General features: G+C 33.7%; 17 protein-coding genes and 2 tRNA genes. 3 read left to right on the top strand and 16 right to left on the bottom strand.

Going from position 1 to position 14,293, the window contains the following annotated elements:
• Positions 1 to 465 precede the first annotated feature (465 nt).
• The 3 genes from H8707_RS02170 to nadE all read right to left on the bottom strand — a co-directional run bounded on the left by H8707_RS02170 (position 466) and on the right by nadE (position 2,262).
• Complete coding sequence (locus tag H8707_RS02170) at positions 466 to 639, bottom strand: hypothetical protein (RefSeq protein ID WP_262428511.1); 174 nt, start codon at positions 637 to 639, stop codon at positions 466 to 468.
• A 99-nt stretch (positions 640 to 738) separates the two neighbouring features.
• Positions 739 to 1,476 (bottom strand): YebC/PmpR family DNA-binding transcriptional regulator, encoded by a 738-nt coding sequence (locus H8707_RS02165; protein WP_262428510.1) that lies wholly within the window; start codon positions 1,474 to 1,476, stop codon positions 739 to 741.
• Between the two features lie 66 nt (positions 1,477 to 1,542).
• On the bottom strand, positions 1,543 to 2,262 hold the full coding sequence (gene nadE, locus H8707_RS02160) for an NAD(+) synthase (RefSeq protein WP_262428509.1): 720 nt from the start codon (positions 2,260 to 2,262) through the stop codon (positions 1,543 to 1,545).
• A gap of 143 nt (positions 2,263 to 2,405) precedes the next feature.
• Between nadE and H8707_RS02155 the strand changes: the two genes are divergently transcribed.
• Both H8707_RS02155 and H8707_RS02150 read left to right on the top strand, forming a co-directional pair.
• On the top strand, positions 2,406 to 2,765 hold the full coding sequence (locus H8707_RS02155) for a sulfite exporter TauE/SafE family protein (protein WP_262428508.1): 360 nt from the start codon (positions 2,406 to 2,408) through the stop codon (positions 2,763 to 2,765).
• Positions 2,762 to 3,121: a sulfite exporter TauE/SafE family protein gene (locus tag H8707_RS02150; RefSeq protein WP_262428507.1), complete on the top strand. Its 360-nt coding sequence runs from the start codon at positions 2,762 to 2,764 to the stop codon at positions 3,119 to 3,121. The genes H8707_RS02155 and H8707_RS02150 overlap by 4 nt, the downstream gene beginning before the upstream one ends.
• Before the next feature lies 1 nt (position 3,122).
• Here H8707_RS02150 and H8707_RS02145 read toward each other — a convergent pair whose 3' ends face one another.
• The 7 genes from H8707_RS02145 to gltX all read right to left on the bottom strand — a co-directional run bounded on the left by H8707_RS02145 (position 3,123) and on the right by gltX (position 7,796).
• Positions 3,123 to 3,524 (bottom strand): CoA-binding protein, encoded by a 402-nt coding sequence (locus H8707_RS02145; protein ID WP_262428506.1) that lies wholly within the window; start codon positions 3,522 to 3,524, stop codon positions 3,123 to 3,125.
• A 9-nt stretch (positions 3,525 to 3,533) separates the two neighbouring features.
• The gene (locus H8707_RS02140; protein ID WP_262428505.1) at positions 3,534 to 4,205 is read right to left on the bottom strand and encodes a YigZ family protein; all 672 of its coding nucleotides are present in this window, start codon (positions 4,203 to 4,205) and stop codon (positions 3,534 to 3,536) included.
• Positions 4,206 to 4,213: 8 nt separating this feature from the next.
• Entirely contained in the window at positions 4,214 to 4,654 is a 441-nt protein-coding gene (locus H8707_RS02135; RefSeq protein WP_262428504.1) for an NUDIX hydrolase, read from the bottom strand.
• Positions 4,655 to 4,679: 25 nt separating this feature from the next.
• Positions 4,680 to 5,951, bottom strand: coding sequence for a GTPase HflX (hflX, locus tag H8707_RS02130; RefSeq protein WP_316699579.1), 1,272 nt, complete (start codon positions 5,949 to 5,951; stop codon positions 4,680 to 4,682).
• 158 nt (positions 5,952 to 6,109) lie between these two features.
• Positions 6,110 to 6,181: transfer RNA gene (locus H8707_RS02125), tRNA-Glu, on the bottom strand.
• 14 nt (positions 6,182 to 6,195) lie between these two features.
• A tRNA-Gln gene (locus tag H8707_RS02120) sits at positions 6,196 to 6,270 on the bottom strand.
• 53 nt (positions 6,271 to 6,323) lie between these two features.
• Positions 6,324 to 7,796, bottom strand: a complete 1,473-nt coding sequence (gene gltX / locus H8707_RS02115) for a glutamate--tRNA ligase (protein WP_262428503.1) — start codon at positions 7,794 to 7,796, stop codon at positions 6,324 to 6,326.
• Between the two features lie 327 nt (positions 7,797 to 8,123).
• Between gltX and H8707_RS02110 the strand changes: the two genes are divergently transcribed.
• A complete protein-coding gene (locus H8707_RS02110) occupies positions 8,124 to 11,099 on the top strand; it encodes a penicillin-binding protein 1A (protein ID WP_262428502.1) in 2,976 nt (991 codons plus the stop codon).
• 27 nt (positions 11,100 to 11,126) lie between these two features.
• On the opposite strand, the gene spoVAE is transcribed toward H8707_RS02110, so the two are convergent.
• The 6 genes from spoVAE to H8707_RS02080 are packed head-to-tail and all read right to left on the bottom strand — an operon-like array spanning position 11,127 to position 14,168.
• Positions 11,127 to 11,483 (bottom strand): stage V sporulation protein AE, encoded by a 357-nt coding sequence (spoVAE, locus tag H8707_RS02105; protein ID WP_262428501.1) that lies wholly within the window; start codon positions 11,481 to 11,483, stop codon positions 11,127 to 11,129.
• 7 nt (positions 11,484 to 11,490) lie between these two features.
• Positions 11,491 to 12,510 carry a stage V sporulation protein AD gene (gene spoVAD / locus H8707_RS02100; RefSeq protein ID WP_262428500.1) on the bottom strand — a complete coding sequence of 340 codons (1,020 nt, stop codon included), beginning with the start codon at positions 12,508 to 12,510 and terminating at the stop codon, positions 11,491 to 11,493.
• A 4-nt stretch (positions 12,511 to 12,514) separates the two neighbouring features.
• The gene (gene spoVAC / locus H8707_RS02095) at positions 12,515 to 12,961 is read right to left on the bottom strand and encodes a stage V sporulation protein AC (protein WP_262428499.1); all 447 of its coding nucleotides are present in this window, start codon (positions 12,959 to 12,961) and stop codon (positions 12,515 to 12,517) included.
• Position 12,962: 1 nt separating this feature from the next.
• A complete protein-coding gene (locus tag H8707_RS02090) occupies positions 12,963 to 13,379 on the bottom strand; it encodes a stage V sporulation protein AB (protein WP_262428498.1) in 417 nt (138 codons plus the stop codon).
• A gap of 5 nt (positions 13,380 to 13,384) precedes the next feature.
• Positions 13,385 to 14,014, bottom strand: a complete 630-nt coding sequence (locus H8707_RS02085; RefSeq protein ID WP_262428497.1) for a stage V sporulation protein AA — start codon at positions 14,012 to 14,014, stop codon at positions 13,385 to 13,387.
• Entirely contained in the window at positions 14,004 to 14,168 is a 165-nt protein-coding gene (locus tag H8707_RS02080) for a hypothetical protein (protein WP_262428496.1), read from the bottom strand. Before H8707_RS02080 ends, H8707_RS02085 begins: the two co-directional genes overlap by 11 nt.
• Between the last annotated feature and the right edge of the window lie 125 nt (positions 14,169 to 14,293).

Genomic DNA, 14,293 nt, shown 5'->3' with positions numbered 1-14,293 from the left:
TTCCGATTGCTCTGCACTTTTCATTTCTTACTAAGCACTTATCAGTAGGAATATCACGAGATGGATGTGATAGTACTTTCGTACAATTCAAACCGCGACTTCAAGTCGCACACTATGACCTCTGCTGACTTCTCATGATTCGTTGTTACTACTGTATCGCTCATGAGACCTCACGGGTTAAGCCATATATCTTTCCTCGTTTACTTGCAGAATTTACGCTTTAGGGTTACGGTTACCTTTTGGACTTTGTTGCCTTAAGCCAACTTATCCACCTTTTACGCCTTATATTCTGTTCCTGTTCGTCAAGCCATGATTTCGCTATTGCTTCCTCTCTCCCACACCTCACGATGTGAAACTTGCAAGTTGCTATGAGATTCGTCGGTAACTACGCTCTTTAAGGACTTTCACCTTAGACATATGACATGCCCGTCAAACTTAAAAAAAGGATGAAGTAACCTTCATCCTCTAACCCATAGCTTTTTCTAATTCACCTAAATGTTTAATTGGGAAATACTTTAGCAACTCTTTATATTGTTCTACTGATAATCCCTGCACTGTAGTATAAATATCAATTTTGGTCTCAAGATCTGCTTCTTTAAATCGGTTTAGGATGTGTTCAAAATTATCTTGTCCTTCCATCTTTAACCCTCCTATTTTATATTATCTAATTTATTATGCAATATAAAATAGGTAATTATACCAAATTTAATTTAACTATTTAAAATATATTCTCTGAAATTATTCAATTTCATCCATTTCCCAATTGTGGTATACATCCTGTACATCATCGCTGTCCTCAAGCATATCTATTAGCTTTTCCATATTTTTAATATCTTCCGGATTTGTCAATTTTATTGTGTTTTGAGGTATATATGATATTTCTGCCATAGCAAATTTGTAATTTGCTTCTTTAAGACCTTCTTTAACGTTATTAAAATCATCAGGATCAGTTATAATTTCGAAACCGTCATTATCTGAGATAAAATCCTCTGCTCCTAAATCAATAGCAAGCATTGTCAATTCATCTTCATCAACTATATCTTCCCTTTCAATTGCTAATACACCTTTTCTATCAAACATAAAGGATACGCAACCTGATTGTCCTAAATTTCCGCCAGCCTTATCAAAGGCATGTCTAACATCAGAAGCTGTCCTATTTCTATTGTCTGTAAGGCAAGTCGCAAATACTGCTATTCCACCGGGACCATAACCTTCATACATAATTTCTTCAAAATTTGCTAAACCTAATTCTCCACTTCCTTTTTTGACTGCCCTATCTATATTTTCATTTGGCATATTCTCAGCTTTAGCTTTATCTATAGCTGCTTTAAGTGAAGGATTATAATCCGGGTCTCCGCCACCTTCTTTAGCAGCTACCATAATATACCTTCCTAATTTTGTAAAGACCTTCGCACGCTTAGCATCTTCTTTGCCTTTTTTATTTTTTATATTATTCCATTTAGAATGTCCTGACATTTGAACTCACCTCCTTAAAAGAATGCCTTATATATTTTAGCATAAGTATTATTTTTTTTCACTATTTTATTTCATAAATATTGGTGGAAACTCCCTTTTATGACTACTCATTTGATTCATTCTATCTATTTTCTTTGTAATTTCACTTGTACCTTTTCCAGTCCTTATATATTTATCTAAAACATCATATCCAAACCCCATTTCTTCTTCATCGGTTTGATCCTCCCATAATCCTGCTGAAGGAGGCTTGGTTATGATAATATCCGGTATGCCTAAAGCTCTTGCCAATTCTACTATTTCAGATTTTACAAAATCGGCTAATGGCAATAAATCCGCTCCACTATCTCCAAATTTTGTAAAATATCCTACGAAGAATTCCGACTTATTACTAGAACCCGCAACTAGGTAATTGTAATGCTGTGCAAAATAATATAGAGTTGTCATACGAAGTCGTGGCTTTATATTTGCTTTGGCCATATCATTGTTTGAATCAAGCCCTGTGGATTTTAAATAAATATCATAGGTTTGATTTAAATCTACCTTAGTCGTTTTTAAGTTCAATTTATCGGCAATTAACAACGCATCTTCTTCATCTTTTTTTGTACTATGGCAGGGCATCATTACACCCAATGAGTTTCCGGGAAATGCTTGTTTAGCCAATCCTGCAATTACTGCTGAATCAATTCCTCCGCTTAGTCCAAATACTAACCCTTTAGCATTAGCAGACTTTACTTTTATTTTCAACCAGTTAATTAAGTCTTTTATTGTTAAATCTAAATTTTCCATATTACCTCCATAATGTATATCTTATCATATTTTGGTGATATTATTAATTGTGCGTTGTTTATTGTGTACTATGCATCGTGCATTGTGAACTGTGAATTGTAATCATTGTGCCCTTCTTTAATTATATCATAAAGGTGAAATATATGGAAAAAAACAATCTAAAACTTATCGGATTAGGATTAATAACAGGATTTATAAATGGCATTTTTGGTTCCGGAGGAGGAACTATTATTGTACCAAGCATGGTTTTCCTCCTTAATATGGAAGACTATAAAGCTCATGCAACTGCCATATCTATTATCTTGCCTCTTTCGATTATTAGTACAGTAATCTATTTCTTTCACAATACAATACCTATATCTGTCGCGCTTAAAGTAGCAATCGGCGGCCTTATAGGAAGTTATATTGGTGCAAAGATTTTAAATAAGATTCCAACTAATATCTTAAGAAAAATATTTGGATGTGTAATCATTTATACTGCTATTAGGATGATATGGAAATGAAATTGATTATAATAGGTTTACTATCCGGTATAATAAGCGGTATGGGCATAGGCGGAGGCTCAATACTAATACCTGCCTTAGTTTTATTTAATAATATTCCTCAAATCGAAGCACAGGGCATAAATCTGATTGTGTTTATTCCGATTTCAATAATAGCGTTATTTATTCATAAAAAAGAAGGAAATTTAGAGCTTAAATATGGTAAAAAAATAATTATAGGGGGAGTAATAGGTGCCACAATAGGTTCACTTATTGCCTTAAGAACAAACCCGGATAATTTAAGAAGGTATTTTGGTTTCTTCTTGCTTTTAATAGGAATATATGAATTTTTCAAAAAAAATAGGCCAAATAATTGACCTATTCCATCCTCTTAAGAGTCGCATAAATACAATCGCCTGTTAGATATTTTAACTCTAATTCATCACATTTTTGTATGACCTCATCATTATATGTTCCAGGTTGGAAAAAAATATATTCGATACCAACTTCTTTCGCTTCTTCTAATGTCTTTATGCTTAATTTAGGGCTTACTACCATATCCAGAACGTCTACCTTTGACGGTAAATCCTTTAAAGAATGATAAATTGTCTCTCCTTCAATCTCATCATAATTTGGATTTACTCCATAAGCATTATAATTATGCTTCTTCAAAATCTTCCATATTTTGTACCCAAATCTATCCTTTTTTGCTGTAACACCTACTACAACCCATGTCTTTTTACCCAGCATCTCATTTTTCAAGCTGCTTGAATCTAGCACCATATCACCTCAACTATCTATACTTAACTTATCATTCAAATACCTTTGACCATTTACTAAAGGCAAATGCTTCTCATAATCATATTTTATTTCTAAATTTCCATTGGTCAAATTGGTAATTTCATTGGTAAAATCTCCTACCGTAGCTTTTACTACATACAAATATATTTTGACCTCTGTTTCAAATTCAACATCTTCCAGAGTATATCCATTGCTCATTAAAAAGTTTTCCATTTTTCCGTATAGGGTATATGGTATTTTTATTTCTAAGCGCTGATGCAATGTCATATCGACGACTTTTCCCGCATCTACTGCAATCTTCGCTCCCTTAGTATATGCTCTGATTAATCCGCCGCCACCAAGCTTAATGCCTCCAAAATATCTGGTTACGACTACAAGCACATTTCTCAAGTCTTCTTTTTTGATAACTTCTAAAACCGGTATCCCAGCTGTACCTGAGGGCTCCCCATCATCACTAAATCTTTGAATATTGGACTCCTCACCTAGTACATATGCATATACATTATGAGTTGCATCCCTATGTTTTGTGCTTATTATATCTATAAATTGTAAAGCTTCTTCTTCACTGTTTATTGGCACTCCATGCCCAATAAAACGAGATTTATTGATAATTATTTCATCTGCTCCATATCCCCCTATTGTCTTATAAACATCTCTCATTATATGACCTATGCATACAACAAATTTTTCTCATATTCTTTATATTCCAGATATCTTTTATATGAAAGTGATACTAAGGATTTGTCCTGACTATAGGTAATTAAATTTAGAGCTTCATCTATTTCAAAGAAATTTCCTTCCTTGAATCCCTCATCAAAATTAACTCTGTATTCCAGATCACAAGCTTCCATAATATACCAAATAATTTTATTATATACCGCTTGATTTCTTGTCCTAGAAAAAAATTCGTATGCGGTTTCTCCTGCTGGTGATACGATTTTAGCATCTATTCCTGTTTCATATTTTACTCTTTGGATTGCTGTTTCAGGTGGCAATTGTTCCCCTCTGATTTTACCCTTTGGTAATACCCATTCGTTCTTTTCATTTTTTAATAGGAATACCTTATTTAAGTTGAACACAACTCCACCTGCACAGTCCCTGATTATCATTGGCACCCTCTCCTTTAATTTTTATTTAAATTAATAAGTCCTTGTACTTTTCATAATCTAAAGAGTTAATTGTAAGTTCTATAAAAGTTCCTTCCTCTTTATGTTCTATATTATTTACATCGTAATTATTCATAAAATAATTTAATATCGCTTGTTTATCATATGGTATCTTTAACTTAACCTTTCTAAACTCTTGGGGAAGGTTATCTTCAATAATTTTTAGTAATTGGTCTAAATTTACATCGTTCTTAGCCGAAATAAAGATCTTTTCGCCAACATACTTTAAATCATAAATCACGTTGGATATATCTACTTTATCCATTTTATTGAATACAGTGATGATAGGTTTTTCTAATACATCCATATCCTTTAATATATCAAATGTAGTTTTGATTTGTATGTCCAAATCTTTATTTGAAGCGTCTACAACATGCAGCAATAAATCTGCATATTTTGTCTCCTCCAATGTCCCTTTAAATGCTTCAACTAAATGAGTGGGCAATTTGGAGACAAATCCTACTGTATCAGTTATTAAAAATGGTTGACCATTATTTAATTTGCTCCTCCTTAAAGACGTATCAAGAGTTGCAAATAACATATCTTCAACATAAACTTGTTTCTTTTCATATCCTTCATCATCAAATTCAATCAATTTATTTAATAAAGTGGACTTCCCTGCATTTGTATATCCTACTAAAGCAACAATTGGCAGATTAGACTCCTCTCTTTTCTTTCTCTTAATGCTTCTAACTTGTTCCATTTCTTTCAGCTGCTTTTCAATATTGTTTATTTCCCTTAAAATATGTCTTCTATCAGTTTCCAGTTTCTGTTCTCCTGGTCCTCTGGTGCCAATGCCGCCTCCTTCTCTGGATAAATAATCTCGAAACCCTACTAACCTAGGTAAACGATATTTCATTTGAGCCAACTTAACCTGTAGCTTACCTTCCTTGCTTGTTGCTCTATTTGCAAATATATCCAATATTAAATTGGTTCTATCAACTATTTTTTTATCTATTATATGTTCTAAATTTCTAAGCTGAGCACCTGACAATTCATCATTAAATACTACTGTTGTAATCTCCAATTCATCACAATAATTTTTAATTTCCTCTGCCTTGCCCCTACCTATAAAATAAGCGGGATTAATTCCTGTCTTTTTTTGAATCACCCTTGAAATTACAACTCCGCCGGCAGCTTTTACTAATTCTTCTAATTCATCCATCGATGTAATTATATCAATAGTATCATCATTTAATTCAACACCGACTAATAAAACCCTTTCCAGACCATCTTCCAATATAGCACCCCCTCTTTTTATGTTATTATAAGTATACCACCTTTTTAAAGTATTATCTAATTTATTTAAATAAAGTTTAAATTTTATTCATGGATAAGCTAACTAAAAAACACCCGGATATTTCTATCCAGATGTTCTCTAATTGTACATATTGATAATAGCCCCAAGGAGAATCGAACTCCTGTTTCCGCCGTGAGAGGGCGGCGTCTTAACCGCTTGACCATGAGGCCATAAATTATATTTTTGGCTCCGGGACTAGGATTCGAACCTAGGTTGTATGATCCAGAGTCACAAGTGCTACCAGCTACACCATCCCGGAACTTAAAAACAATTTTTATTATACTCCTATTTTGAACAAAGTTCAACTACTTTTTATTTTATTTTTGTATTTATAAATTCAATTGCTCTATTTATTCTTTCAATGCAAACATCTTTACCTAATATGGATATTATATCAAAGAGACCCGGCCCCACTGTTCTCCCGGATATTGCCAATCTGGTAGGATGGATTATGTCTCCGCCTTTTATACCCAATTCATCTATCAAATCCCTATAAGCCTTTTCAACTGTTTCCACATCAAATGCAGGTGTTTTGGCTAAAACCTCTTTGCCTTTTTCCAGTAATTCTACCACGCCTTCTTTTTCAAACCTCTTAGCTACCCCTTTTGGATCATATTCTTCTATTTCCTTAAAAAAATATTCACTTGCCTCAGCTATTTCTGGAAGTAGTTTAACCTTTTCTCTTACAGCTCCCACAACTCTTTTGATGTACTCATAATTGTCTTCTATTTTTTCTTTATTTACTAATCCCTTATCTATGAGAAACGGAATGGCTTCTCTAGTCACATAATCTAAATTTAAATTTCTTAAATAGATACCATTCATCCATGTAAGCTTATCTATATCGTAAATTGCGGCAGTTTTTGATACTTTCTTAAGCGAAAATTCTTCTATGGTATCGGTCATTTCAAATATCTCTTTTTCTTCAGCAGGAGACCAACCTAGAAGGGTTAAATAATTGACCAAAGTTTCCTTTAGGTATCCACCTTCTCTGAATTCCTCTACTGAAGTTGCTCCATGTCTTTTACTCAATTTGCTTCTATCAGGTGCAAGTATCATAGACAAATGAGCAAACTTAGGTATTTCATATCCCAAAGCTCTATATATTAAGACCTGTTTAGGAGTGTTTGAAAGATGTTCCTCAGCTCTTATTACATGGCTTATCTTCATAGCGTGATCATCTACTACACAAGCAAAATTGTATGTGGGTATATTATTGGACTTAAGGATTATATAATCGTCAAGCTGACTATTATCAAAGGATACCTTCCCCCTGATTAAATCCTCTAATTCTGTAGTTCCTTCTCTTGGAATCTTGATTCTAACAACATAAGGTTTCCCTTCATGTAGATTTTTTTCGATTTCTTCTTCTGATAACTCTAAACACCTGCCTGAATATCTAAAAGAAAGCTTAAGCTTTTTCTGTTCTTCTCTTTCCTTTTCAATATCTTCTTCAGTACAAAAACAATAATATGCTTTTCCTTCTTTTAATAATCGGTCTACTTCTTTCCTATAAAGATCCATTCTTTCCGATTGATAATATGGGCCATATTCTCCGCCCTTTTCCGGCCCTTCGTCCCAATCCATTCCCAACCATTTCATACTTGAAAGTATTTGAGATATAGAATCTGCCTTCAGCCTTTCTATATCCGTATCCTCTATCCTAAGGATAAATTTACCATTATATTTTCTGGCAAAATAATAATTAAACAACGCTGTCCTTGCTCCTCCAATATGCAAATACCCTGTTGGACTTGGAGCAAATCTCACTCTAATATCTTCCATAAAAAAACTCCCTTCGAATGAAACTTGATTTATAATCAATTATACCACTAATTAGCCAAAATATCTCAATCCATTTGTTTATAAAATTCAATTAGTGGAAACTATAGTTATAATTCCCGAGTTTACAAACAATTCTTAATGTCGAAGTATGAAATCTTTTTGTAAGCATATTGTAACCTTTGAGATATTTGTTATTTGTTAACAACCATTGATTTCTATGTTATAATATATTCTAGCATTAATGAAACTGCATACAGTTTCTACGCATTGCTTTAGCGAGATATCACCTCGTTACATGCTTGGTTGTATAATTAAGGAGGTAAATTAATGTCGGATGAAAAGAATAATAAAAAGAAACAAAAGAAAGTTACAGCTTCTAAAGTTGTTAAGACCTTATTAATTCTTATTTTAATATTAGCCATCATAGGTGGAGGAGCTGCAACAGGTATTGTTTTATCTATAATAAAAGATGCACCGGAAATAGATCCTTCAAATATTAATTCAACTTTAGATCAAACATCATTTATATATGATTTAGATGGCAATATGGTTGAAAAGATACAGGCTGCAGAACTTAGAACTATAGTAGGGCTAAATACTATGCCCGAATATTTGAAGGAAGCATTTATTTCAATAGAAGATGAAAGATTTAAAGATCACATAGGGATAGATCCAAGGGGGATAGTTTCTGCATTAATTGATAATTTGAAGTCAGGAGGCATGCGTGGCGCAAGTACTATAACCCAACAGTTAGCCAGAGGGTTGTATTTAGACCCATTGGATAAATCTTTAACCAGAAAAATAACTGAAATGTATTTAGCCTTGCAAATTGAAAGAGTTCTTTCAAAGGATCAAATACTTGAGTCTTATTTAAACCGAAGTTATTTTGGACAAAATGCTTACGGAGTACAAGAAGCCGCTCAAACATATTTTTCTAAAGATGTAGAGGATTTAACATTGGCCGAATCAGCCCTATTGGCAGGTGTAGTTAAGGGAACAAATACCTATCAGCCTTTCTATAGAGTAAAGCCCGAAGACTTTGACAGCAGTACACACTATGAAGTAGGTCAAACCGATGTATTGGGTGAAAAATACATTTTAGTTTATAATCAAAAATCTGTTGACAGACAAAAGGTTGTACTTAAAAAAATGCTTGATTTAGGTAAAATCTCGGAAGAAGAATATAATCTGGCGCTGAATGAAAATATAAAGGAAAATTTAAAACCCGGAGAAAAGAAGACATATGATATTACCAACTACTTTACTGACTATGTTAAAACTCAAGTTGTGGAAGCATTAGTAGAAAAATTAGGTTATACAAAACAACAAGCAGAAGATGAGTTATATACGGGCGGTTTAAAAATATATTCCACTATTAATGTCAATCTTCAAAAGAAATTAGAAGATGCTTATAGTAATTTTACCGAAATTCTCGTAGGAAAAACTGATAATATTAAGGGTCCTATATTGGTGGATTGGAGCTTAAACAAAGCCGGCAATGTATTGGACGATAAGAAAAATATTATATTTTTCAAAAAAGATAATCTCATGACAGATGATTATCACCTATTTATTGAAAAAGGAACATATGAACTTACAGATGGGAATTTAATAATAAGGAATAACAAATTAACACCATATAAAAAACATGTTGATGTAGCTGACTTTTATACAATAGATGAAAGGAAAAATTTAGTAACACATACCTGCGGATCTATAATGCCAAATGAAGATGAATTTGAAATCATAGATAATGGAGTAAAGTTTAAGAAGAACTTTTTAGATAAAAATAATGATTTTTATAAAATAGACGAAAATGAAAATTTACTGATTGATAACAAGTTTTTCTTTGTGGATAAAAACGGTATTGTCCAACCGCAATCAGGTACAGTAGTTATGGATTATAGAAATGGTCATATACTTGCAATAGTTGGCGGACGGGATGTAGATGGTACAAGAATATTAAATAGAGCAACAGCTTCACAGAGGCAACCCGGATCAGCAATAAAACCGATAGCAGTATATTTACCTGCATTGGACAATGGTTATACTGCTGCTTCCGCCATTGATGATATACCTTTTTATAATGGTAATGGACAACTATGGCCAAAGAACTGGTATACCGGATATCGGGGAATGCACACATTGAGAAAATCAGTTGAGCAATCCGTAAATGTTAACGCTGTAAAAACATTACAAAGCATTGGAATCAAGACTTCTATGGCTTATCTGGAAAAGATGGGAATTATAAATGCAGCTCATCCGGAAAAGGATAATATAATAACCAGTGTTGAAAACAGAGCTACAAATGATGAAAATCTATCCGCATTAGCCCTCGGAGGCATGACAAAAGGTCTTACTCCGTTGGAAATGACAGCTGCATACGGAGCTATCGCAAATCAAGGAACATATATAGAACCGATAGCATTTACAAAAATTGTTGATAAAAATGGAAAAGTTCTAATAGATAATATCCCTAAAGAAACTGTAGTAACATCTCCTCAAGTAGCATATATTATGGGGGATATATTGAGAACTACCGTAAGCAATGGTTTAGGCAGCAGAGCAAAGCTTAAAAATATGGTAGTAGCGGGAAAAACCGGTACAACCCAAAATCAGGCTGATATATGGTTTATAGGTTACACCCCATATTATGTCACAGGAACTTGGATAGGAAATGATTCTCCTAAAATAACTCTGGGAAAAAGCAGTAGTACTGCAGCGCAATTATGGCAATATATAAATACCAAAATCCACGAAGACCTAGAAGGTAAAAATAGCTTTGAAAAACCTGATGGTATTGTAAGCGCAAGCATCTGTACACAGTCCGGGTTATTGGCATCCGAGCTTTGTACGCAAGATCCAAGGGGAGTTGTAAAAACAGAAATCTTTGCAAATGGTACTGTGCCAACAAAATATTGTGATATGCATGTTGCATTAGAAATCGATGCTACCAACGGTAAAATTGCAAATGAGTATTGTCCTGAAAGTGTAGTTGAGACCAGAATATTTATTCAAAGGACACCTCCATATAATCCTCAAGACCATAATGGTATAGTCCCAAGTGATTATCAATACAATGCTCCTACAGCAGTCTGTGATGAACATAACGAATCAAATTGGGTTCCGGATATCATAGACGATTGGTTTAATGATTGGCTTAACAAGGATAGAGAAGGCAACGGAGAAGATGACAATGATAGTGAAGAGATAGTACCTCTCAATCCATTTGAAACTAATGATAATGGTAATCGTAACAGTAACGGACGTTCCAAAAACAGAGGTAATAACAACGGTAACTAACCTTAAAGACTAAGGGTTTATAAACCCTTAGTCTTTTGTTTTAGGATTAAACACCAATGCCACAACATACCCAAACAGTATAACAGCAGCAATCCCACCGCCTGCTGCTTCAATCCCACCTGTAAATGCACCTAGTAATCCTTTTGTCCCAGCACCTTCTATGGCGCCTTGAGATAGCGCATATCCAAAACCGCTTATTGGCACGGTAGCACCCGCTCCTCCAAATTCAACTATAGGGGTATAAAGCCCAAGTCCTCCAAGTACAACCCCCGCAGTAAGAAAAGATACCAATATATGCGCAGGAGTTAATTTTGTATTATCCAATAAAATCTGACCAATTACACATATTAATCCCCCAACTATAAATGCCTTAACATAATCCATTCTCTATCTACTCCCTTTTCTTATCAATTGTTACCGCATGTGCAATACAAGGTATGGATTCACCCTGTTGAACACTTGTAGTTGAGTGGAGTGCTCCGGTTGACATTATTAAAACTCTATTGAATTTTCCTTTTTTTATCTCCTTTAGGACATAGCCATTAAATACGGCAGCCGAACATGCACATCCACTTCCACCCGCATGGGTATCCTGTGTATCTTTGTCAAATATCTCTACACCTGCATCGGTATACATACTTCTTAAATCATAACCTTCTCTTTTCATCATATCTATTACTATTTCTTTGCCTATATGGCCTAAGTCACCTGATATAATCAAATCGTAATCTGAAGGTTTACATCCTATATCCCTAAAATGATACAAAAGTGTATCTACAGCTGCAGGAGCCATAGCAGCACCCATATTATTTACATCTTTAATGCCTGCATCAATAATCTTTCCTGTAGTTACATATTTTATATATGGTCCATTTCCGCCTGATGCTAAAAGAGTTGCACCTGAACCTGTCACAGTCCATTGTGATGAAAACTTCCTTTGATTGCCATATTCAAGCGGAAATCTAAATTGTCTTTCAGCAGTACTAAAATGACTTGATGCAGAGCAAATGACATTATCTGCAAATCCTCCGTCAACTATCATAGCCCCTAATGATAAAGACTCAGTCATGGTAGAGCAAGCTCCATAAAGTCCAAAAAATGGTATGCTTATCTGTCTTGCGGAATAACCTGTAGCAATTATTTGATTCAATAAATCCCCTGCAATTAAATAATTAATATCATTTACTGTCAATCCCCCATTGTTTATAGCGGCTTTTATGCACTCTTCCTGCATTTTAATCTCAGCTTTTTCCCATGACTCTTGACCCCAGAGATCATCTGCCAAGATTAAATCAAAATATTTTGATAAAGGTCCATCTCCTTCCTTAGGGCCTACTATTGTATAAAATCCTTTAATCGAAGGAGGATTACCGAATTTTACTGTTTGAGTTCCCAATCTTTTTACAGCCAAGTTATCACCTACCCTTGAATAATAAAGTCAATAATCCAACAATAACCGAACCCCCAATGCCATAAACCAATACCGGGCCTGCGATTGTGAACATTTTGGATGCAACTCCAAAAATAAATCCTTCTCTTTTAAATTCCATTGCAGGAGAAACTATAGAATTTGCAAAACCTGTTATAGGCACAGAAGCTCCTGCACCGCCTATTTTGCCTATCTTGTCATATATCCCCAGCCCAGTCAACAAAGACCCCAGAAATACTAAGGCTATAGATGTAAAAGATGCCGCACTTGATTCATTTAGTCCCAAGCTCAGCAGATAATTTAAAATAAATTGACCTAAAGTACAAATAAAACCCCCGACTAAAAAAGCCATAATAATGTTTTTTACATAGGTCGGCTTTGGTATCTTACCTTCTACATATTTTTCATACTCTTTCTTATTTAATTTTTCCATTTTAACCTCCTATATGAATTAGAAAATAATATAATGAGCCTGCAACTTTACCCATCAATAAAGCCCTTTTTATAGCATTTTCTTTTCTGTTTAATTTAAACTTCTGGGCCATAATCGGTATAACATTCAAGGTCTCCGCCAAAGCTGATGAAAATAGTCCTATATATGCTCCTAAAATAAATCCTATTGGTAATGTACTTATCTTTCCTAGTTTAATTGAAAAATCATAAAAATATACAAAGGAGGCTAAAAATCCTCCCAAAATGTACATATCCTCATATAGCTTCAAATATCTATTTGTTTCAGTCAATTGAATCACTCTAGGAAATATTTCTATCAATGCTATGAAGGCTGCATAAGCACCGCCTACAACAACTCCTCCACCTATTGACATCAGAATAAGAATAACATAACTCATCTATATCATTCCTTTTTTTGTCTTTTTTGCATTTCTTCTAAGATATATTCGTCCATTTCTTTGTCATATAGATATGTTTCTATGTCCAAAGGACCGGGTTCTTTTCTTCTTCTTATACTTTTACTTTTTACCCTTTTAAAAAATGTAACCATGCCAATTCCTAATCCAAAGGAATACGGTATTGTCATGATTAATGGATTTTCTTTTTTAACCCCTGTAAAAGTAAAATATAGTTTATCCAAAGTATCCTTCATATTGACATCCTCATGAAAATACATGATACCCATTGCTGCGCCAAAAAATAATACAATACAAATTAACGTTGTTTTTATCAATTCGAATGTTTTATTTTCTCTTTCCCTGGATTTTACCTCTAGTATAATCTCAGTTGCACCCATAGGACTTATGTCTACAAATGGAAATTTATCAACTATCTTTTTTATAACATCGGTAGCTGATAAATAATCCCAATTTTCTTCATCTTTACTTATATATACTTTTATAGAATCAATTTCCTTTTTTACTGTTGCATTCTGACAATATACTTCTGCAATATCCTTTATATAAACCGAGTCATTTTTCCCCGGTGAATACCTCTTTGAAAATATAATATATGCTTGTTCCTTACTCTCCATTTATATCCTCCCCCATATAATTAAATACAAGTGTTGCGCTTTTAGGTACTTTATTAGTTTTTTCTTCTTTTATTTTAAATAGATATACAAAAGAAATAATGATTGTCAGTGTCATTAAAAGAAAAATAGTTCTTTTCAAAATTAATTTCATCATAGTTCACCTCGTATAATATGTTTAGAACAACTTTTTAAGTGTTCTAAACATTAATTTATTTTTGCAAATTGCATTAATAAAGAACTACCCTTTATGACTGTCAAATCTGTTAAGCAAATACTTGT

The organism is Paratissierella segnis, from assembly GCF_014385195.1.
GTDB lineage: Bacteria > Bacillota > Clostridia > Tissierellales > Tissierellaceae > Paratissierella > Paratissierella segnis.
The sequence above is the reverse complement of the archived record's forward strand: the minus strand, read 5'-3'. Positions and strand labels throughout refer to the sequence as shown.